The sequence below is a fragment of the Mesorhizobium sp. WSM4848 genome (assembly GCF_055811375.1).
In genome coordinates, this window is record NZ_JBVVPX010000008.1 from 160,623 (window position 1) to 182,211 (window position 21,589).

The window sequence follows — 21,589 nt, forward strand, 5'->3', positions numbered from 1 at the left end:
TTCAAAACATAAAAGGGGAACTGCAGCATGCAACAGCTACAGGAAAGGGGCGACTCCGTCCGCAAACCAGGTATCTGGACCGTCGTCCTTGCATCAAGCGCCGGCACGGTCATCGAATGGTACGACTTCTATCTTTACGGAAGTCTGGCGATTTTCTTCTCAACGCTCTTCTACCCTGCCAATGAACCGACGGCAGCTGTTCTGATCAGCGTCGCAACCTTTGCCACAGGCTTCCTCGTGCGCCCATTGGGAGCCCTGCTGTTCGGCAGCATCGGCGACCGCGTCGGACGCAAGAGCACGTTCTTGATGACGCTCCTTCTGATGGGCATTGCGACCGCGCTCGTCGGCGTCTTGCCAACCTTTGAGACCGCGGGATATTTCGCACCGATCGCTCTTGTGGTCCTTCGGCTGATCCAGGGATTGGCGATAGGCGGCGAATACGGCGGCGCCGCCGTTTACGTTGCAGAACACGCACCGGCGAACCGGCGCGGGTTCTTCACGAGCTTTATCCAGACAACGGCAACCGTCGGCTTTTTTCTGGCGATTGTCGTCGTGCTTACGTGTCGGCTGTCGCTCGGCGAAGAACTCTTCAAGCAATGGGGTTGGAGAATTCCGTTCCTGCTATCATCGGTTTTGATCGTGCTGTCCCTTTATCTGCGCCTCAAGCTGAGCGAATCCCCGGTCTTCGAGGAGCTTCGCAAAGGCGGGAAGACCGCAAAGAGCCCAATCCGTGAGAGTTTCGCCACCGGTGATGGCGTGCGTTATGCAGCCTTTGCACTGTTCGGGGCGACCGCCGGCCTGGGGTGCGTTTGGTATACAGGCCAGTTCTACGCACTGTATTTCTTGCAAAGCGTGCTGAAGCTTGACTTCCTGACAGCGAACATTTGCCTTGCTGCTGCTTTGGTGATCGGAACGCCCCTCATCGTTTTCTTCGGCGCCTTGTCCGACCGGATCGGCCGTCGCAAGTTGATTGTCACCGGTTTCATTCTGGCAGCCGTGTTCTATGTTCCAATCTATCAGGGCATCGCCGCCGCCGTCGCTGCCCAGAACTTCGTTTTGGTAACAGCGCTGATCGTCGCCCAACTCGTTTTCGTCGGATTGGTCTATGGCCCTATGGCAGCTTTCCTCGTCGAGCTCTTCCCGGCGAAATTGCGCTACACCTCGCTCTCGCTGCCCTATCACATCGGAACAGGCGTGTTTGGCGGCTTTGTTCCCCTCATCAACCTGTCGCTGGTTGCCTACACGGGCAACATCTATGCGGGCCTGGCCTATCCCATTGCGATCGCGATCATGAGCGCAGTCGTAAATGTTCTCTGGTTCCCCTGCGCGCTGGCTGGGGAGCCCGAGGCTGCCCCAACCGGCCTACCTGCGAGGGCAATCTGAATCTTCACCGGGACGCCGAGTGCGCGTCCCCGCCCTCTTCCTATTTCCGAGGACGACCCATGCCGCTGATAAAAATTAACCTTCTGAAGGGCCGATCGCCTGGGGAGCAGGACAAGATCCTCGACTGCATCCATGAGGCGGTGGTCAGGGCTTTCCATGTACCGCCAGCCGATCGCTATCAGATCCTGATCCAACACGAGAGATCGCATGTGCGCGCGGAGGATACCGGTCTTGGTCTTTTTCGCAGTGACAGGCTGATCATTATCGAGGTGATCTCGCGAGCGCGGTCAACTGACGACAAACAGGCCTTCTATCGTTTCGTTGCAACAGGGCTTTTGGATGTGTGTGCGATCGACCCTGCAGATGTTGTGGTCAGTATCGTAGAAAATGGTGACGCGGATTGGTCCTTCGGCCTTGGTCGAGCTCAATTCATAACCGGCGAACTTCGCGGAAATTAGGCATCGCGGCGGTGAGACACGTCAATGTCTAATGCCAGTCCGATACGGCCGCGCCATCAGCTTTGACCGGCCGCGCAAATTCAAACAACAAGGAGAGAGCAGCTATGAAACAGCTACACCAAACCGTTGCAGCGTCACTGGGAATGCTGATGACAACTTTTTTAGTTTCGGCGCAAGCCAAGGAGGCCACCATCAAGTTCCAAGTCGAAGGCCAGACAATCGTAGGCACGATGGTCACGCCGGATGATGTCGCGAATCCTCCCGTCATCCTGATGCTTCACGGTTTCACCGGCAGCCGCAACGAATGGAGTTCGGAGGCGGTGAAGGAAGGCCTGTTCGGGCGTGCCGCGCCGGTGCTCGCAAAGAATGGCATCGCTTCGCTTCGGATCGATTTTCGCGGCAGCGGCGCGAGCGACGGCAAATTCGAAGACATGACCGTCGAAACCGAGATAACGGACGCACAAGCGGCGCTCGACTTCCTATCGACGAATGACAGCGTCGACGGCAAACGTATTTCGTTGATGGGAATGAGCCTGGGCGGTGCGGTCACGACAGCAGTTGCCGGCCGGACGAAAACGCCTTTAAAGTCTGTCGTGCTCTGGAACCCCGGCATCAATCTTCCGGCAGCGTTCATCTCCATTTTTGGCGAGAAGCAGATGGCGGAAGCTGTGACAGCGGGCGATAAAGTCTATCCGGCCAAGCGCGTCGGAGATGGGAAGGAAATTCCCTTGAAAGGCCGCTTCTTCGAGAGCCTATACGCGGTGCAGCCTGCCGGCGAAATCTCGCGCTACAAGGGGCCGCTGTTCCTCGCGGTCGGCACGCGCGACAGCATCGTCTTTCCCCAACCCGTTCTCGCCAAGTCGTTGCTGGCTTATCACGACGGTCCGGAAGAACTGTGGGCTGAACCCGTTGATCATGGTTTCGGCGTTGAACAGAGTGCCAAGACCGTGGACAAGCTGATCTTAGCGACGGTCGCCTTTCTAAAGTCCAATGGCGAATAATTTGCGCGTCGAACGGCGCTCGCTCGGCCGCCAATGCCGCCGGAATTGGCGGCGTCTTAGCGAAAGCGGTAACGCTCGCCTGTCAGTTATCCTTCATGCAGGATGCCCGCCCGCGTGAACCTGCCCGGTTCCCGAGTACATCCGCCCCGTGACGACCGGAAGAAAAATTCGAGCTGATCGTAGGCCGCTCGCTGGCTGAAGACGGCGCGGCTATGATCGCGAACTGCAACGGCGTACTCTCGACCAAGAAGCACCCAATCAGGATATTACCTTTCGTACCGGCAGTTGGGAAGAAGTCCCGTCGCACGCGGAAATGATCGCAGGCGAGCGAGCATGTCCTCGACTGGTTCCATATCCCCATGCGCAATGGAAGCCGCTTCCTTCCGCGGCTAACCCGCTCCTGCCCCGTAACTGCGCGCAGGATTGCTGGCCGGCGTCGCCATCGTCGAGCGCGCCGGGCCTGCGATGCTCGAGATGCTTCACGCCCGTACGAGGGGAGCATGAGGATTTGTGGGGCGGTCAAGCCGCGCGGACCATTTCGCCGTTCTCGTGATTGTCGTTCGCCATGCCGGGATACCATTTGCCGGAAGGTCGACCGCAGGGAGCCATCGAGGGTCTGCGTGCGGGTTTTCAGCAGAAGATGTGTGCGAGGCTGTGTTGCAAAGTCTTCGGTAACCAGGCGCATGGCACGGCCTCTGGTAGTTTCGCCGGAGAGTTCAGATGTTCAAGGGCCGCCATTTCGACCAGTCCGTCATTCTGCTTTGCGTTCGCTGGTATCTGGCCTACGGCTTGAGCCTTCGCGATTTGAAGGAAATGATGGCCGAGCGCAGCATCAGTATCGATAGGCGCCGGTTATGGCCATGGTGCAGCGACCGACCGACGTCACGACCGGCGCTCCGGCCGGTGACGCGCGTGCCGCGGTCGTGACCGGTCTCTCAGCGCGAGCAAGCGACGCGTCATTAAAGCGCAGATCGAGTCGAGAGCTCATTTGATGAGCGACGAGTGGAAAGCATTCATGGCCATTGGTGAGAAGCTTTGCCAAGCAGGAGACCGTGAAGCATTCCAGTGGTGAGTATGTTCGCGATGCCGTCCACGTCAATTCGGTAGAGGGCTTCAACTCCCGCGTCCGCCGTACCATCGCCGGCGTCTTTCATCATATCAGCCAGCAGCATGCCGACCTTTCCACGAGGTTGGCTTCCGATGGTCACAGCGCGTGGTATCCGGGAGCGCCGTTCGGAAAACCCGGCATGGTCTAGAAGTCTTGAGGACCATCTGGCCGCGCGTGCCGCCGGCGCTGCAGCTACTGAGCGTTTTTCGCGTCGCCACGGGGCGTCAGATGCGCCGAAGCCTGGGTGGAGAAATCATCATCAAATCAACCGTAGCTGCCTTTGGTTGATAAATGCCTCGTACGATTTTGAGCAGTTCTTGTTCCGACCCCATCATGCGAAGATCGTGTGACTCTCCAAGTTTTGGCAAAACGAGAGGCATCCCACAGATGGGGCACTCGGCTGCTGCGGGTCACCTTCGACGACAGTCACACTTACTGATCTCGATTTGATTGTTGAACCTCGGTCTTAAGAGCAGCAGTGCTGACCTCGAAATGAGTTTGGCCGCATGGCACGCGCAAGCGGAGCACCCTGGCCAGCCATTGTGCTCCAATCCGTGCTGTTTGCTCTCACAACCGCCTGGAAAAACCGGAGGTCGGCGCTGTTCATCAGCCATCTCCTTTTCAGATGAAAAACATCTGATCTAATCGTTTGTCTTAAGTCGAGTGTCGCAATAGCGTCAAAGAAAGATTTCCCGGAACATTGAAGGAAAGCCAAGCCATGCGCCAAGCAGCGCCCCGCTTTGCACTCGACCACATGGCGACGTCCGGACTCGACGTCCGGGCACTTTTCGCTTTTGCCCGTGACCAGGGCCTGACCGATGTCCAGGTCCGCAGCCAACAGCGCAGCAATGCTATTGCACGCGGCATGCCGGCGGCGGACGTCCGGTCTGCCGCCGCCGAAGCAGGCGTTGGGATTATTTCCATCAATGCCTTGCAGCGCTTCAATGAGTGGACACCCGCCCGCAAGGCCGAAGCGAGCAAGCTCGCCGATTATGCGGCGGCCTGCGGCGCCAAGACGCTCATGCTGGTGCCGGTCAACGATGGCTCCTGGCCCGCCAATGGCGAGCGCCGGGGCGATCTCCGCTTTGCCTTGAAGGCGCTCAAGCCGATCCTCCAGTCGCGCGGCCTGATCGGTCTCATCGAGCCGCTGGGCTTCCAGACCTGCTCGCTTCGATCGAAGAACGAAGCGGCTAAGGCCATTGCCGCCATTGATGGCCAGTCCGTCTTCCGCCTCGTGCACGACACGTTTCATCACACGCTCGCCGGGGAGCCGTTCTTCTCCTGCGACCTGACCGGTCTCGTGCACATTTCAAGCGTGAACGATCCAATCCACTGGATTTACCCGGATCGCGTCCTAGCAGGTTCCGACAATGGCAGCCAGATCCAGGCGCTGCTTGATGGCGGTTATGAGGGCCCCTTCTCCTTCGCACCGTTTGTCGACGCAGCCCACGCGCTGGACGACGTCGCAGGCGCACTTGCCGCGAGTATCGATCTCGTCCGACAAGGGCTATTGACGCGAATGGCGGCGTGAGACGCGGGAGTAATTAGGGGTGCCTGGGACGGCTTTTGGCGTCCCGCGGAGAAGTCATTCGAGACGCCTCCTGTAACACTATCTCTCGCATCCAGATGCTTGCCGCATCACTGTTGTGAAAGGCGGGCCATTGGAGGGCCTCGGTAAATGCGGGAAGCGGCAGCGGAAGTTCGATGATCCGCAGCGGGAAGGTTTTCTTGAAATGCTCAATCAGCCGGAAGGGCATGGTCGCTATACGAGCTGTGCCTGAGACCATCGGCGGGATCATGCTAAACGCCTGCACGATAACCTCGACACGTCTCTTGAGGCCATGCTCAAGAAAAACCGCTCCTCGATGGAGGGCTTCAGCTCGGACCCTGAGTAGTGCGATTAATGAACGTCACTTCGCTGGTCGAACGGGTGAACCGCTTCTATCGAGTCGTCGCCCGTGGCGCTTCCATTCCCTATGCTGCCTTCATTTCGCGGTCCTCGCCAAACTGTTCAGACAAATCAAGCCAGCTCTCCCGAGGACAGACGCCGGCAAGCTGTGCGTGGACTTAGCGAAACAGCCGTCCGCAATTTAGCCCTGTCCAGAGTTCGCGAAACACGCAAAAAAGATGAAAGTGCGATGTTCAGGCGCATCGGTGCGACTGCACAGATTAAGTCATTTGAAGTTATGCCAAGGGGGAAACGGTATTGGGCAACGGCTCAGGCGCTGGCGAACCTTGAATGTTGCGCATGCATTGGAGCGCCGGCCGATTCGAGCACGATCAACGATCGCTGTGGCAAGCTCACGTCAATGTCCCCGAATTGCATTTCCCTGCCACCAGACTACCCCGCTCAGGAGCGCGACGCCGGCAGCACTCCCATCTCCTTGAGCAACCGGCCAGCGCCGTCAATCTTGTCCATGATCCAGAGCATGAAGCGACTGTCGACATGGATGCTGCGATTGCGGTCTGCGGCATATGCCCAATCGGAGATCACTCCATCAAGCGTGCCATCGAAGGCGAGGCCGACGAACTCGCCGCGCCCATTCAGCGTGGCCGAGCCGCTATTGCCGTTGGTGATGTCGGCGGTGGACAGGAAGTCGACTGGAAGCGTGCCCAGCGCCGGCGCGACATAGGGGCCATAATCCTTGGCTCGGATCGCTGCGATAGCCGCATCTGGAGCATCGAACTCACCCTTGCCCGTTTCTTTGGCCAGAAGTCCCTCCGCCGTGGTAAAGGGCATCCAGATCTGCCCGTCGCGTGTTCGCCCCGACACCTTGCCCCAAGTGGTGCGCAGCGAGCCATTCGCGTCGGGATACATCGGCCGGCCGATTGCCTGCCGATAGGCACGCTGGCCGTGCATGTAGATGGCGCGAGCCGCCTGGCTGCGTCCAGCGCGGTCCTTCGCAGCGTGCTCCGCAGCTAAGTCGCCGGGGTAAAGAGCGAGCGCCAGCTTAATGAAAGGGTCCTCCGACGCCTCGAAGGCAGCAGCGGGCTTGTCAAGCCAGCCGAGCCGCATTGCCGTGTCTGCGAGTTTGGTGTCTGCATAAAGTCGGTCAAGGCCAATTTGACCCAAAGCGCTTTCGAAAGCAGTATCCCGATCCTTTGCGTCCAGCCGGCGATATTCGTCGAGTGCGGCCTCGAAAAGCTTTCGATCGATGTCTGGCAAATAGCGGCGTTCGATCTGCGTCAGCTGATCCGAGATTTCTTTACGGTCACGATCCTGAAAGCCGCTTTCACGGTCTTCATCGGGCTTCTCGTGCTCCTTTGTCCAGCGATAGAGAGTGCGTGCCGATGACAGTAGTTGCGCGCGATTGAGCAACGCCTGGCGCAGCCTCGCCAGCGAAGCCCGGCTATTCTCGCCCACCATCGCGTCCAGTTCGCGGATTGCGGCGTCAAAGCGCGTCTGCCGCACGGGATACTCAGCGACCCAGGCGCGAAAAGCTTCCTCCTCGGTAGCCTTGCGCGCGTCGAGGCCGATCGCGTCGGCGCCGGCTAGATCGCCCGCCAGCTTCTTCTTGTAGTTTTCCACGCCTTGTAGGATGGAGGCGTAGCGGATCTGCGCTTCGCGATTGCCTGCCGTGGCTTGGTTGATCTGAGCGGCATAATCCGAGAGCAAACGCTGGGACAGTGGTTCGTAGTCGGCGAAGTTGAACCGGACTTCATCGGCGGTGAGGAACCGCTGGGTTGCGCCGGGAAAGCCGGCGACCATCACGAAATCGCCTTCTTGGACGCCTTCACGGGCTATGGGCAGCCAACTCTTTGGCCGGTAAGGCACATTGTCACGCGCATAGGGCCGGGAGGAACCATCAGGAGCGACATAGGCGCGATAGAAGCCGAAATCGCCTGTGTGGCGCGGCCACATCCAATTGTCCGTTTCGCCGCCGAAGTTACTGATGCCGGGCGCGGGCGCGTAGACGAGGCGCACGTCCTCAATTTCGAGCTTCTGCTGGAGATGGGAGGAGGCGCCGCCATAATAGGGCATCACGTCGCAGCGGCGATTGGGCTGTTCTTCACACGCGGCGATCAGCGCCTTGCGGTTCGCTTCGAGCCGCTCATAGCGGGCAAAGCCGTTCAGCTTGTCCGAGACGCCCTTGAGCATGTCAGCGGTCACATCCCGCATATCCTCGATCACATAGATGCGGCTGCCGGGCGCCGCAGGCAATTCTTCACCCAGGCTCTTCGCCAGAAACCCGTTGGTGAGATAGTCTTGGCTCTCCTTGCTGTTGTACTGGATGGATTCCAGCACGCAGTGATGGTTGGTGGCGACCAGTCCTTGCGGACTGACGAATGAGGCGGAGCATCCGCCCAGTGAAACGATCGCGTTAAGCGGAGCAGCGTCCAGACGGCTCAGCTGCGCGGGATCGATCTGGAGCCCATCCGCGCGCATGGCCGCGCCGACTTCTGCACTCTGGGCCGGCATCCACATGCCTTCGTTCGCCGATGCAGCAGTGGCCGTCCACAGCAAGGCGATGGCACTTACCCAAGCAACCCTATCACATTCGCAGTTCATACTGGTGTCTCTCCCACTCTATCTACTGTCTCCGCCGACTGGATCGATGAGCTATCGGGCTGGCCGGCGACGCCAGCGCCTGCGCGGCTGCCACTGGGTGAAGACTAAGGGGACGGTCAACGCAAACATCTGAATGACGCTTCCCTCACATTGTATCGGTTCCGTGCAACGTTTGCGGATTATCCGTTGCACTAATCGTGCCAAATGAATAAAGCTTTCAACGACCCAAATGGTAAGCTGCCTTCCATGTCCGACCTCCGACATTTCGTCGTAGACCCGACACCCTCGTCCTCGCCAGCGACGAAGCCCGCTGCCGAACGGCCGTCGCTGGCCATTAATTGTGAGAGTGCGTTTCTTCACCTAGCCGTATACGCCGAAGACCATGCGGTATCCTGGGCATATCCTTGCTGGTGTTCGCCGGTCGGGAAGTGGAGCGACCCATCTGCGAACATCTGAATTATTATCGCCGCTTGAGGCGCCGGGCGGTTCAGGAACTGCTCAGCTCCCGTTCCGCTGTGCCAATTATGCGACTTTGACCTGTAGCAGCTAAGTTAAAATGTCCGGATCTGGCAAAGTAGGAATGTCGCTCCTGCCTTGCCAATCTGCCCGCATTCGAGAGCGCGGGAGATTGCAGATTGGGACTGGTTCTGATGAGCGAACGCGAGCTGCGGCGTATCGAGGTTTTGTCGAAGATTGTTGAGCGGCGAATGACGAGCGTTGCGGCGGCAAGTTTGCTCGGCGTTTCAGTTCGTCAGATCCAGCGGCTGTTGAAGACGTTCCAGGCGGATGGCGCTGGGGCTCTCCGGCACAAGGCGCGTGGCCGGCGTTCCAACAATCGCATTGTCGATGGTGTTCGCGACTTCGTGCTAGAGCTGATCCGCGAACACTACATCGACTTCGGTCCGACGCTTGCCCGCGAGAAGCTGATCGAACGGCATCAGCTGGCGGTCAGCAAGGAGACGCTGCCTTCGCCAACAAGGTTTTAGCACGCCTGATCTTCCTCGATGAGACGTCGACCAATACCAAGCTGACCAAAGACACCGGCTGGGTAGCGAAGGGCGAGCGCTTCAGGACGCATGCGCCGCCATTCGGCCAATGGCAGACGCAGACCTTCATCGCTGGGCTGCGATGCCACGGTCTTGTCGCACCGTTGATCATCAACGCGCCGATGAACGCCGCCATCTCCGAACGCTACGTCGAAACTCTCAAATCGCTCCCGAACTGATGCCCGGCGAGGTGCCGCTGTCAATCTCGAAACGAGATGACGGTCGCTGGGGTCGCAATCGAATGAGCTTGATCCGGGGCCCGCCCTTTTTGCGTGCGAATGTCTGGTCCAATGGTTATCAGGCAGGGAGCAGTTGTATCCATCATTTGGATGCATCGATCCAAACAATCTATTTGTTCAATTTATCACTCTTCGCAAAAAGCTTTCCGCGGTCCGAAGCGTGGCTGCGCCGACCCGCACCCAGGAGGCGCATGAGGTACCCACAGCGTCCTAGTTGCGGGCCCGAGTATCTGGGCGCGTTCAACGCGGGGCCCGTGCGTTGATTGGTAGCTGCTGTGCGGCCGGGATTATCCAGCGTTCAGAATGGGGAAATGAATTTGCGATCACGTAAGAGACTGGCGGGACTGGCATTGTTGATTGTAGCGACTGCACCGCTATCTTCGAACGCCGCCTCCGCCGAGAGCATTTTGGAAGCCCTATCGGAGGCATACCAGAACAATTCTTCTCTAAATTCGTCCCGCGCCAAGGTCCGCGTTACCGATGAGAGCGTAGCCATCGCCAAGTCAGGGTGGCGCCCGACGATCGAGGGTTCCGCGAACGTCGGTCAGTCCAGCAGCCATGTTAACGGGAGCAATAAAAACGCGCGAAAGACGACCGGCGAATATGGCGTCAAGATTAAGCAGACGCTGTTCGACGGTTTTCAGACTAGGAACAACGTCGCCGCCGCCGAATCGCAGGTCAGAGCTTCGGTCGAAAGCATGCGCAACACCGAAGAGAACATCCTGTTCAAATCAGCCCAGGCGTATATGAACGTCGTTCGCGACCGGCAGGTAGCGGTGCTGACGCAGCAAAACGTGCGGTTCCTGACCGAGCAGGCGCGAGCTGCGCGTTCGCGCTTCGAGGTTGGCGAGGTTACGCGTACCGACGTCGCTCAAGCCGACGCTTCGCGCGCGTCTGCCGTGGCGGAATTGGCCGGCGCCCGTGAGCAGCTCCTAGTGAGTGCGGCGACCTATCGTCAGCTCGTCGGCCACGAGCCGGGGAGGCTCAGAGCCGCTTCGCCGCCATCGAAGCTGTTGCCGCCGAGTCTCGATGCGGCAATCGTGACTGCATCAAGCGAGCACCCCGCCATCCTGGCCTCGCAGCATCTGGTCGACGCGGCAGCGTTTTCGGTGAAATCGGCCGAAGGTGCGCTGCTGCCTCAACTCTCCGCTTCCGCTGGCGTCTCGAGCGCCTATCGCAACACCTCGCCTATAGCGAGCCAGCAGGACGGCACGACCAATTCGGCCAGCATCGGCGCGACATTGACCATACCGATGTATTCGGGTGGCCGCAGTTCGGCGCTTGTACGACGGAACAAGGAATCGCTTGGTCAGGCCCGGATCGAAACCGATGTCGGCCGCGATCTGGTGCGTCAGCAAGTGATTGCAGCATGGACCACGTACACCGCAGCCCGGCAAACTGTAGCCGCCAACAGGCAGGTGACTGCCGCTACGCAGCTTGCCTTGAACGGCGTCATCGAGGAGCGCGATGTCGGCCGACGCACCACGCTCGACGTTCTCAACGCACAGGCCGCAGTCATCTCCGGCAAGATCAATCAGGCCAAAGCCGAACACGACGTGGTGGTGGCGAGTTATGGCATCCTACAGGCGATCGGTCACCTTTCGGCCAAGCGTCTCAACCTGCAGGTGACAAAATACAGGCCGGACGACACTGTCAAGGACAAGTGGACCGGTCTACGCACGCCAGATTCGCGATAAACTGCCCGAGTTGAAGCTTCGCGTTCGATGACAAGTGGATGCATTTTCGCCTCCCACCAGCATGGGAGTGCCTGCCTCTCATGTTTGATACGTCTCTCTCGGCATACGGGTTGCCGGCGAAACGGACCGGCCCGCGATCATATCGGGCGCGCCGTCGCGCAGGGCTTTGAAGACGGCTTATTGGACACCTCCCGGCCAGGGGCGGAGTCGTCCAAGAACCCAGCTGTGGCTATCGCCAAAAGCTAGCCCGCTACCGACAATACGGGCTAAGGTTTTAGCGAGATGGATGGCCGGTTGAAGAAAAAGAAGCTGGAGAAGCGAGCGCGCCGTGGTAAGCCCATCGCACAGGTTGCCGCATTGCCTTATCGCCGCACTGCAGACGGAGACGATGAAATCTTGCTGCTAACATCTCGGCAAACGGGCCGCTTCATCTTGCCCAAGGGGTGGCCGATGAAGGGTCGACGAGACTGCGAGGCTGCAGCTCAAGAGGCGGGTGAGGAAGCGGGAGTAGTAGGCACTTTGCATGAGCAACCCGTTGGCAGCTTCCATTATTGGAAGCGATTGAAGGACACGTTTGTCCCGGTAACCGTTGAAGTATACCCGCTTCACGTGCAGCAGGAGCTGGATGAATGGAAGGAGCAGGAGTATCGAAGACGGGCCTGGCTTAAGCCCGATCAAGCAGCCCTCCTGGTCGACGAACCTGAGTTGGCTGCCCTACTGGAATCTATAGCGCCTGAACTGGCTTGTTTCTGAACGCTAGGATAAAACATGCTCAATTACCTGGCTCACCCGCGTCGCACTCAACGAGGCGCTCCGGCGAGCGCGAAAGCGACGGCCTTCCGCTGAACTGGCGGAACTGAATGATGGAGGCTCGGTGATTCTGTCGCAAACGGAATGGCAGCCATATCTGGCGCGCGCTTGTTATGTTCAAAGGCTGTCATTTCGACCGATCAGTGATCTTGCTGTGCGTGCGCTGGTATCTGGCCTACAATCTCAGCCTGCGCGTCCGGAGGAGATGATGGCCGAACGCGGCCTGAACGTCGACCATTCGACTGTGCACCGCTGGGTCGTCCACTTCTCGCCCCAGCTTCTGGAGCGCTTCAACGGGCGCAAGCGCGCCGTCACCGGCAAGTGGCACATGGACGAGACATACATCAAGATACGCGGCCAACGGATGTATTTATCGTGCCGTCGACGGCGTCGGCGACACGGTCGAGTTCTTCTTCAGCGAACACCGCGACCTGCCGGCAGCCAAGCGCTTCTTCCGGAAGGCCCTGGAGCGCCACGGCAGACCGGATCGCATCATCATCGGCGGCGGCCCGACCAATCATGAGGCGATCATTTCCTGCGACGCCGAACACTTCTGCGGAATCGATCGCGACCAGCGCTGAAGCCGATCCGCATCCGCAAGAGCAAGTACCTCAACAATCGGATCAGGACCATCGGCGCATCAAGCGCCGCACGTCTAGGCAGCGGTCTTGATCTCGGCCATGACGCCGACGATGTCGTTCACCACCGTCTCGACCAGCTTCTGGTCGTCGCCCTCGGCCATAACCCGAATCAGGGGCTCGGTGCCGGAAGGCCGGATCACTAGGCGGCCGGACTTGCCGAGCCGGTTGCGGGCATCCTCGATCGCGGCCTTGACGGGTGCTGTCTCCAGGGGCTCGCCGCCGGAAAAGCGCACATTCTTCATGAGCTGCGGCACCGGCTCGAACTTTTTGCAGATCTCGCTGACCGGCTTGTTCTGGCGCTTGATGCAGGCCAGCACCTGCAGCGCCGAGACCAGCCCGTCGCCGGTGGTGGAGAAATCAGACAGCACGATATGGCCGGACTGCTCGCCGCCGACATTCAGCCCATGCGCGCGCATGTGCTCGACCACGTAACGGTCGCCGACCTGGGTTCGGTGAAGTTGCAGGCCGGCTTCACCGAGGAAGCGTTCGAGGCCGAGATTGGACATGACGGTGGCGACGACGCCGCCGCCTGCCAGGCGGCCGCTCTGATGCCAGGATTCGGCGATCAGCGCCATGATCTGGTCGCCGTCGACGACAGCGCCGTTCTCGTCGACGATGACCATGCGGTCGGCGTCGCCATCGAGCGCTATGCCGATGTCGGCGCGCACTTCATGAACCTTCTTGGAGAGGCCCACCGGGTGCGTCGAACCGCATTCCTCGTTGATGTTGAAGCCGTTCGGCTCGTTGTTGATGGTGATGACCTCGGCGCCGAGTTCCCAAAGCGCTGCCGGCGCCACCTTGTAGGCGGCGCCGTTGGCGCAATCGACCACGATGCGCAGGCCCGCCAGCGACATGGACCGCGGCAGAGTGCGCTTGGCGAATTCGATATAGCGGTCGTGCACGCCGTCCACGCGCTTGGCGCGCCCGAGCCCATCCGCGTCGGCCAGCGAAATGTCGACATCCTGGTCGAGCAGCGCCTCGATGCGCATCTCGATCTCGTCCGACAGCTTGTAGCCGTCGGGGCCGAACAGCTTGATACCGTTATCGTAATAGGGGTTGTGCGAGGCCGAGATCATCACGCCGATATCGGCGCGCAGCGACCGCGCCAGCATGGCGACCGCCGGCGTCGGAATCGGCCCCAGCAGGAACACATCCATGCCGGCGGCACAGAAGCCCGCGACCAGCGCGTTCTCGATCATATAGCCCGACAGCCGCGTATCCTTGCCGAGCACGACGCGATGGCGATGGTGGCCGCGCTGGAACGACAGGCCGGCAGCCATGCCGACCTTCATCGCAACCTCGGCGGTCATCGGAAATTTGTTGGCCCCTCCCCGGATCCCGTCCGTTCCGAAATATCGTCTCGTCATCTTACTCGACGTGCCCATATATAATTCACCCAAGTGTCGCCTCGTGGACATTCCCACAGCCAGTGTACTGGCCGCTTGCCACTCCGCATCTTCTTTGCAGGATACCATGATTGTCAGGACGAAAGGTGTCCTTAGCTCACAATCTGGGGTGAGGACAAGAGCTGTACAAAATCTTGCGCTAAGCCCGAACGGATCGTGAAACTCATGCGGCTCGCCGGGTTGGGGTCGGTAGCCTAAGGGTTCGAAAGCCTTTGGGCATCTGATGCTCGGTGTCCCAGGTGTAGATGCCTGTCAGGTTGATATGTTGCCAACTCAGCGGCGAGATATGCTTCAACAGCGTATCTGGAATGTTTCGCCCCCCTCGTTTCAACTGTGTGGCCCGCGCGGTCGAGATAGACCGTGTTCCAGTGTACGATCGCGCTGACGACGAGGCGCGCTTGAGCTTGTGTGCTGCTTCGCCCTTGTTGAGGCCGGCTTGGCAGCGTGCCGGGCTTGAGTACCATTCAATCATGAATATGGATCGCTCGATCCTGCCCAGTTCCCGCAGCGCCCTTGCGAGTTGGCTTTCCTTCGGAGATGCCGATAGCTTTTTCAGGATCGTCGAGGGCACAACTGCGCGAGTGGCGATCGACGCCGCTAGATGAAGCAGATCATCCCAATGGTCGAGGATCAGGGTGGTGTTGATCGATGTGGTTCGACAGCGCCGGATAGGCATCGCTTTTCTCGAATGTGTGGAACTTCCGATCCTTGAGGTTGCGCAGTCGCGGCGCGAAGCGCTTACCGATCAGGGCGAACAGCCCGAAGACGTGATCGCTCGCACCGCCAGTGTCGGTAAAGGGTTCTGTCGCAAATCGTGCTTTTGGTTACAACGGGACGCTTTCGCGCCGATGATCATGCTGCAAGGATTTCGAACTGCTCGGCGATCGAGGGACGTGGATTATAGGCGAACCTCGCCTGCCGTTTGCGCATCATGTGAACCATCTCGATGCCGGAAAGGACGGCATCGGCACTCCATCGACTTGAGCCGAGCATTGACCGAGTGCGGCGCTTGATGCGCCGATGGTCCTGCTCGATCTGATTGTCGAGGTACTTGCTCTTGCGGATGCGGATCGGCTTCAGCGCTCGTCGCGGTCGATTCCGCAGACGGTGTTCGGCGTCGCAGGAAATGATCGCCTCATGATTGGTCGGGCTGCCGTCGATGACGGTGCGATCCGGTGCCGTGGCGCTCCAGGGCCTTCCGGAAGAAGCGCTTGGCTGCCGGCAGTCGCGGTGTTCGCTGAAGAAGAACTCGACCGTGTCGCCGACTCCGTCGACGGCACGATAGAGATACATCCATTGGCCGCGTATCTTGATGTATGTCTCGTCCATGTGCCACTTGCCGGTGACGGCGAAGCCCGGGATCAAACACCTAGGCTGCCAATCTCTCGCGATTTCTGGTTTCCACAGGCTAATGACAAACAGTGTCACCAGCGGCGGATCGTGCAGTTCCCGGCGTCCCCGCCTCTTTTTGAGGACCAGCTTTGAACACGGAGAAGTTTGGCAGGTTTGACCAGGGAGATTTTTCGAAATCGAAGGAGTCCGGACGTCGGATACACACTGCGGCTATCCCTCTGCTTCAACTGGTTCGTGCCAGGCGATACAAAGCGGAACGGCGGAGAGGCCCTTCCCATCCGCCAGATGATCGCGGCGATTGTGGTCGAATATGGCCTCGACCGTGGGCGTATCTTTATCACCGGCCTCTCCGCCGCGAATATAGAAGGAATCCAATATCCCGCCGGTTGAATGGGTGCTCCGCACGGAAGGATGATTGATCATCACGTCGGCCACCGTGCGCGCGCCCTGATTCTCGATGGTCTGCGCCGTGTAGCTGCCTATGTTGAACGGCGTATCCATGATGTCGCCGAGCAGGCCCAGGCGTCCCCCTCGCGCAACTTGTCCCCCGGGATACGCTTCCGGCAGGGTGCCGATCGTTGCGGTCAGGGGCACACCGCCTAGCCCCTCCACCACGATGCGTTCGAGCACCGTCGCTTCCTGCGCAGCTGCGTCCTGACCGATCACGGCCAGCGCAGCGAACAGCCCAACAGATTTCCTCATGCAAATCCCCTCATCGGCATTGACCAAGATTATTTGCCTTGTCCTGAAGGGAGCTGGGTTTGGTCGGCTAGGAGGCGTTGCTAGATAACATGACCTGTCAACAATCAACGTGCTGCTTCTTGTTCCCCACCTTCTAAACAGCGCCGGGAAGATTCGGCCGACAATGCCCGTAAGCCATTTGTTGAAAAAGTTCGGCATCCTCGCCACGGATTCGGCAGGCCCGGCTTGGTCGGACCATCCGGACGATTCTTTCAAGACCGTTGGTGGACTGAGGGAAGCTCTTGGCGGGCGATTTGGACACGAAGCGTTGGAAGAGCTATGTCCGTGTGGAACTGGGCGGGCGCGACAAAAGGATCAATATTCGACCCGAGCGGCGGCCGAGTGTCTTCTCCGCAGCTGGCCGACGGAATGGGGTCCGCGCCACAAGCAGGCCCGCGAAGCCTGCATCGCGGTCCTGAAGGCGAGCAGTCCGCCGGAATTTGCGCGGCAGGCTTTCGTCAAGGCCGCCGGCGAGGCCGGAATACTGGTCGTGGGAGTTTTTCCCGGCTGACGCGTCGAACGAAGCGTTCGGGAGGCAAACCGCCCGTCGATAGCGAGAGCCAAACGTCTCGGAACGCGCGCAAGGGTAGTGGCTGAGCTTGAAATATGCGAACTCGGCATAGGCGTTGCCGCATATCGGCCCGAGCTCCTATGGCTCGGAGAGCGGCATCTAAGGCCTCGACGCATATCTGCGGACGAATTCGTGGCCGGGATGTGGAGGCGCTCGCCGCGCCGGGCTGCCTTTCGCGGACGATCGCGACGACCAATGGTGCACGCCTTTCAGGCATAGTGCGATGCCGCCATTGGCCCCTTGAACGGTCAAGTCGGACACGCGTAACATCGCCATCTGAATTGAGTCTGCTTCATTCGTCCGGGCTAATGTCCGGATTGGTCTGGGTATTTCCCTTGCGTACGGATGCAACCAGCGGCGCGGCGAAGCGCGGCAAATCGTTTGTCCATGTGGCGGAAGCCTCCTGGGGCAAAGGCCTCAGCACCCTGCTGCGTATCGTGCGAATGACGCTGCGCCATCCCTGGCAAGTCGCCATCACCATCGGTTCGACCTTCATTGCCGCGACGCTGCAGCTTTTCATTCCGAGCTTGCTGGGACGCGCCATCGATCAGGCGCAGGGCGTCTTGACTGCTGGTGCTGGTCCTGCGGCAGAGCGCGCGCTGTGGAACACGGCGCTCACGCTGCTCGTCGTCAGCATCCTGCGCGGCCTCTTCACCATGGCGCAGAACTACTATGGCGAGGCCGTCGGCCACCGGACCGGCTATGAACTGCGGCTGGCTTTCTATGAGAAGATCCAGCGCCTGAGCTTCTCCTTCCACGACCGGGTCCATACCGGCGATCTCATCACGCTCGGCCTGCTCGATCTCGACGGCGTGCGCATGTTCTTCTCCACCGGCATCCTGCGCGTCGTGCTGCTCGGCGTGCTGATCGGCGTCGGCGCTTATCTGCTGATCAGCACCGATCTCGTGCTCGGGCTGCTCAGCCTGAGCTTTGTGCCGTTCGTCGCCTGGCGGTCCTCGGTCACGCAGCTGGCGCTGCGCAGCACCTGGCTGACGTTGCAAGAGCGGCTGTCGGTGCTGAGCCGGGTGATGGATGAGAACCTCGGTGGCATCCGTGTCGTGCGTGCTTTTGCGGCGCAGCGGCATGAGCTGGAAAAGTTCGACCGCGCCAAGCAAGATGCGCTGGACCTCGCCAACCAGCGCGTCGGCATCCGCGTCAGCAACACCAGCGCCATGAATTTCTCGTTCCTCGCCGCCATGGGCTTGGTGCTCTGGTTCGGCGGCCAGAAGGTGATTGCGGGCCAGATCAGCGTCGGCACGCTGGCCCAGTTCCTCACCTTCATGACCATATTGCAGATGCCAGTGCGCCAGCTCGGCCTGATGGTCAATTCATTCGCCCGCGCTTCGACCTGCGGCACGCGACTGTTCGAACTGCTGGACACCGAACTCGATATCGAGGACGCGCCCGACGCCAGGGACCTTGTCGTCACTGACGGTGTGCTGCGCTTCGACAACGTCGGCTTCCGCTACGCGGGCGCTGGCCGCCCGACGCTATCCGGGATCTCCTTCGAGGCAAGATCCGGCGAGACCATCGGCATTGTCGGTCCGCCCGGCAGCGGCAAGTCGACCATCGCGCACCTGATCCCGCGCTTCTACGATGTGACGTCAGGCGCCATCACCATCGATGGCCAGGACATCAGCAAGGTCACGCTGCAATCGCTGCGCAAGGCGGTCGGCGTGGTGCAGCAGGACGCATTCCTGTTCACCACCTCGATCGAGAACAACATCGCCTACGGCAATCCATGGGCGCGCGAGACCCGCATCGGGCAAGCCGCCGAGTATGCCCAATTGCACAACTACATCATCGGGCTCCCGGCGGGCTACACCACAGTCGTTGGCGAACGCGGCGCGTCGCTTTCCGGCGGCCAGCGCCAGCGCCTGACCATCGCCCGCAGCCTAATGCTGCGGCCATCGGTGCTGGTCTTCGACGATTCCACTGCTGCCATCGACGCCGGCACCGAGCAGCGTATCCGGGCAGCGATGAAACGCTTCGCCAAGGACCGCGTGACGCTCATCATCTCGCACCGGCTGAGTTCACTGATGCATGCCGACCAGATCCTGTTCGTGGAGGGCGGCCGGATCGTCGAGCGCGGCACGCATGAGGAACTGCTGGCGCTCGGCGGACGTTACCGCGCCCTTTACGACCTGCAGCTGCGGCCGGACGATGACCGACCCGTTGTAACGGGAGCCGCGTGATGTCGACACATAGCGGCGACGAGAAGGAAGACACCAGCGGGCGGCCGACAAAGGCGGTCGTCGGCTCGCACCGCGACGAGGAAGAAGTCTTCGGCAAGGTCTATGATCCGCGCATCCTGCGGCGCATCTGGAGCTTCGTGAAACCGTATCGAGGCCGGATTTTCATCTCGGTCGCCGCGGTCCTGGTGTTCACGCTGACGCAGCTGGCGATCCCGCTGGTCATCCGCTACGCCATCGACCACGGCATGGCGGCGGGCAGGCTCGACCAGTCGGTGATGATATGGGCGACGGGCGCCTTCGCGACGATCATCCTCATCAACTACGGCGCCAGCTATGTGCAGGAGAGCGTCGTTGGCAAGGTGGCCGAAAACGTGCTCTCCGACCTGCGCCGCGCCATGTTCAGCCACCTGCAGCGGGTCTCGTTGAGCTTCATGGACAAGACCGAGGTCGGCCGGCTGATGTCGCGCCTGCAGGGCGATGTGAATTCGATGCAGGAATTCCTTGAAACGTCGGTGATGTCGGTGGGCGACATCGTGCTGTTGTTCGGCATCGTCAGCGTCCTGCTCTGGCTCGATTTCCGGCTCGGACTGCTGACGCTGTCGACCATGCCGGTGCTGTTCATCGTGCGCCTGTTCTGGCTGCCGCGCGCCAAGGTCGCCTTCATGGCGGCGCATGAAACCAACTCGATCGCCAACGGTGCGCTGGCCGAAGGCATCCATGGCGTGCGTACGGTACAGAGCCTGGAACGCCAGCATGTCAATTTCGATCTTTATGACGAGAAGGTGCTGGCCAATCTCAATGCCCATCTGAGATCGGCCAGGTATGCGCAGGTGATGGTGCCGATCGTCGACACGCTGACCGGGTTCGCCATGGCGACAGTCATCGTCGTGGGCGGCTCGATGGTGCTGTCGCACAGCCTCGACGTCGGCGTCATGGTGGCGTTCCTGTTCTACATCCAGCGCTTCTTCGACCCGATCCGCTCGCTCACCATGCAGTACAGCGTGATGCAGCGCGCCATGGCTTCGGGCCAGCGCATCTCCGAAGTGCTCGACGTGCCGGTGGACGTCAGCGATAAGGACAATGCTGTTAAGCTGTCGCGCGACATGGACGGCTCGGTCGAGTTCAGGAACGTCACCTTCGGCTACCGGCAGAACCTGCCGGTGCTGAAGAACGTTTCCTTTCGCGTCAACCCGGGCGAGACCGTAGCACTTGTCGGCCCGACCGGATCGGGCAAGTCCAGTTCGATGGCGCTGGTGCACCGCTTCTACGATGTCTGGTCGGGTCAGGTCCTGGTCGGCGGGCACGATGTGCGCGACCTGACACAGGATTCGCTCGGAGAGCAGGTGGCAATGGTGCTGCAGGAGCCGTTCCTGTTCTCAGGAACGGTGCTGGAGAACATCCGCTATCATAAGGCCGGCGCCAGCCGCGAGCAGGTGGTCCGCGCCGCACTGGCCGTCGGCGCGCACGACTTCATCGAGAACTTGCCCGATGGCTACGACACCGAACTCGAGCAGCGTGGCGGCAATCTCTCGCTCGGCCAGCGCCAGCTGATCAGTTTCGCGCGGGCGCTGGTGGCCGACGCCAAGATCCTTGTGCTCGACGAAGCCACGGCCAGCATCGATTCCTATACAGAGATGCTGATCCAGAAGGCGCTGATAAAACTGCTGGAAGGCCGTACAGGGCTGGTTATTGCCCATCGCCTGGCCACCATCCGCGGAGCCGACCGAATCATCGTGCTGCAGAACGGCGAGATCGTCGAAAGCGGCAACCACGAACAGCTGATGGCAAAAAAAGGCCTCTACGCCCGTCTCTACAACATGAATTACGCTTCGTTCGACGATATTTCCGAGGAAGAGATGGGAATGGACGCAGCCGTCGGCAAAGCGACGTGAGCAGGCCTCGCGGAGCCGGACAGATAGCCCCTGCCGCGTTCTGCTAAGTGGAAGTAACGACCGTGCACAGAGATTCTGACTGTCTGGCGTTGGCTTGGGAGGCGACGTATTGGGGCTAGAAGCCCCACCGCCGCCGAAGCCGTAAATCGCCGTCCTGTACTTCGCCAGCATGAGCGGACGCCGAGCAGGAATATTTCGCCAAGCCGTCTTTCATAGCAATGGCGATTCAAGCCACCGGGTGCGCGGATCGTTAAAATATCCGCCCATCCTTCTGCAATGTCTCGAGAATGGCAATATCGATCCTGTCGAGCGACATTGTTCGTGCTTACTGCGAATAGAACGGATTTTGGCGCAAGGAATAGCGATCACCGCGCCCGGCGACAACCGGATACGCAAACACTTGCCGCGCTATTTATGGTTTTATGGTTCACCCGCAAAATCAGAAATTCGAGGAGGAACGAATGCGCGTCGGCTGCCCCCGGGAAATCAAGAACCACGAATACCGCGTCGGCCTGACGCCGGGATCGGTCCGCGAATA

Annotated in this window: 12 protein-coding genes and 8 pseudogenes; 14 read left to right on the plus strand and 6 right to left on the minus strand. The window is 60.1% G+C overall.

Translation table 11 applies throughout. The annotated features are described in order from the left end of the window. Positions 1-27 precede the first annotated feature (27 nt). From AC0L16_RS10940 to AC0L16_RS10965, 6 genes and pseudogenes are all read left to right on the plus strand, one after another. On the plus strand, positions 28-1,383 hold the full coding sequence (locus AC0L16_RS10940) for an MFS transporter (protein ID WP_473458550.1): 1,356 nt from the start codon (positions 28-30) through the stop codon (positions 1,381-1,383). Between the two features lie 59 nt (positions 1,384-1,442). Continuing rightward, positions 1,443-1,841 carry a tautomerase family protein gene (locus AC0L16_RS10945; protein WP_473620673.1) on the plus strand — a complete coding sequence of 133 codons (399 nt, stop codon included), beginning with the start codon at positions 1,443-1,445 and terminating at the stop codon, positions 1,839-1,841. Between the two features lie 104 nt (positions 1,842-1,945). Then, a complete protein-coding gene (locus AC0L16_RS10950; protein ID WP_473620675.1) occupies positions 1,946-2,842 on the plus strand; it encodes an alpha/beta hydrolase family protein in 897 nt (298 codons plus the stop codon). 720 nt (positions 2,843-3,562) lie between these two features. After that, positions 3,563-3,706, plus strand: a pseudogene (locus AC0L16_RS10955) (IS6 family transposase); the annotation flags it as partial. Further along, positions 3,691-4,238: pseudogene (locus AC0L16_RS10960) on the plus strand (transposase); the annotation flags it as partial. The pseudogenes AC0L16_RS10955 and AC0L16_RS10960, both read left to right, overlap by 16 nt. Positions 4,239-4,668: 430 nt before the next feature. Continuing rightward, a complete protein-coding gene (locus AC0L16_RS10965) occupies positions 4,669-5,481 on the plus strand; it encodes a TIM barrel protein (RefSeq protein WP_473620676.1) in 813 nt (270 codons plus the stop codon). 13 nt (positions 5,482-5,494) lie between these two features. Here AC0L16_RS10965 and AC0L16_RS10970 read toward each other — a convergent pair. Continuing rightward, positions 5,495-5,823, minus strand: a pseudogene (locus tag AC0L16_RS10970) (type 2 periplasmic-binding domain-containing protein); the annotation flags it as partial. 477 nt (positions 5,824-6,300) lie between these two features. After that, complete coding sequence (locus AC0L16_RS10975; protein ID WP_473620678.1) at positions 6,301-8,460, minus strand: S46 family peptidase; 2,160 nt, start codon at positions 8,458-8,460, stop codon at positions 6,301-6,303. A gap of 635 nt (positions 8,461-9,095) precedes the next feature. On the opposite strand from AC0L16_RS10975, the pseudogene AC0L16_RS10980 reads away from it, so the two are divergent. From AC0L16_RS10980 to AC0L16_RS10995, 4 genes and pseudogenes are all read left to right on the plus strand, one after another. Beyond that, positions 9,096-9,431: pseudogene (locus AC0L16_RS10980) on the plus strand (helix-turn-helix domain-containing protein); the annotation flags it as partial. 625 nt (positions 9,432-10,056) lie between these two features. After that, complete coding sequence (locus tag AC0L16_RS10985) at positions 10,057-11,442, plus strand: TolC family outer membrane protein (protein ID WP_473620680.1); 1,386 nt, start codon at positions 10,057-10,059, stop codon at positions 11,440-11,442. A gap of 294 nt (positions 11,443-11,736) precedes the next feature. Next, on the plus strand, positions 11,737-12,195 hold the full coding sequence (locus AC0L16_RS10990) for an NUDIX hydrolase (RefSeq protein ID WP_473620682.1): 459 nt from the start codon (positions 11,737-11,739) through the stop codon (positions 12,193-12,195). A 170-nt stretch (positions 12,196-12,365) separates the two neighbouring features. Further along, positions 12,366-12,903 (plus strand): annotated as a pseudogene (locus AC0L16_RS10995) (IS6 family transposase); the annotation flags it as partial. Between the two features lie 4 nt (positions 12,904-12,907). Here the strand turns inward: AC0L16_RS10995 and glmM are convergent. The 3 genes and pseudogenes from glmM to AC0L16_RS11010 all read right to left on the minus strand — a co-directional run bounded on the left by glmM (position 12,908) and on the right by AC0L16_RS11010 (position 15,628). Further along, entirely contained in the window at positions 12,908-14,260 is a 1,353-nt protein-coding gene (glmM, locus tag AC0L16_RS11000; protein ID WP_040591682.1) for a phosphoglucosamine mutase, read from the minus strand. Positions 14,261-14,462: 202 nt separating this feature from the next. Beyond that, positions 14,463-15,057, minus strand: a pseudogene (locus tag AC0L16_RS11005) (Tn3 family transposase). A gap of 94 nt (positions 15,058-15,151) precedes the next feature. Continuing rightward, positions 15,152-15,628: a DDE-type integrase/transposase/recombinase gene (locus tag AC0L16_RS11010; protein WP_473620683.1), complete on the minus strand. Its 477-nt coding sequence runs from the start codon at positions 15,626-15,628 to the stop codon at positions 15,152-15,154. Positions 15,629-15,865: 237 nt separating this feature from the next. On the opposite strand from AC0L16_RS11010, the pseudogene AC0L16_RS11015 reads away from it, so the two are divergent. Further along, positions 15,866-16,006: pseudogene (locus AC0L16_RS11015) on the plus strand (extracellular catalytic domain type 1 short-chain-length polyhydroxyalkanoate depolymerase); the annotation flags it as partial. A gap of 48 nt (positions 16,007-16,054) precedes the next feature. On the opposite strand, the pseudogene AC0L16_RS11020 reads toward AC0L16_RS11015, so the two are convergent. Next, a pseudogene (locus AC0L16_RS11020) lies at positions 16,055-16,552 on the minus strand (hypothetical protein); the annotation flags it as partial. Here AC0L16_RS11020 and AC0L16_RS11025 point away from each other — a divergent pair. The 3 genes from AC0L16_RS11025 (at position 16,518) to AC0L16_RS11035 (ending at position 21,051) form a co-directional block, all read left to right on the plus strand. After that, on the plus strand, positions 16,518-16,904 hold the full coding sequence (locus AC0L16_RS11025; RefSeq protein ID WP_473498309.1) for a DUF982 domain-containing protein: 387 nt from the start codon (positions 16,518-16,520) through the stop codon (positions 16,902-16,904). The pseudogene AC0L16_RS11020 and the gene AC0L16_RS11025 sit on opposite strands and share 35 nt — an antisense overlap. Before the next feature lie 368 nt (positions 16,905-17,272). After that, positions 17,273-19,159, plus strand: a complete 1,887-nt coding sequence (locus AC0L16_RS11030; protein ID WP_473525403.1) for an ABC transporter ATP-binding protein — start codon at positions 17,273-17,275, stop codon at positions 19,157-19,159. Further along, complete coding sequence (locus AC0L16_RS11035; protein WP_473498301.1) at positions 19,159-21,051, plus strand: ABC transporter ATP-binding protein; 1,893 nt, start codon at positions 19,159-19,161, stop codon at positions 21,049-21,051. Before AC0L16_RS11030 ends, AC0L16_RS11035 begins: the two co-directional genes overlap by 1 nt. Positions 21,052-21,589 lie beyond the last annotated feature (538 nt).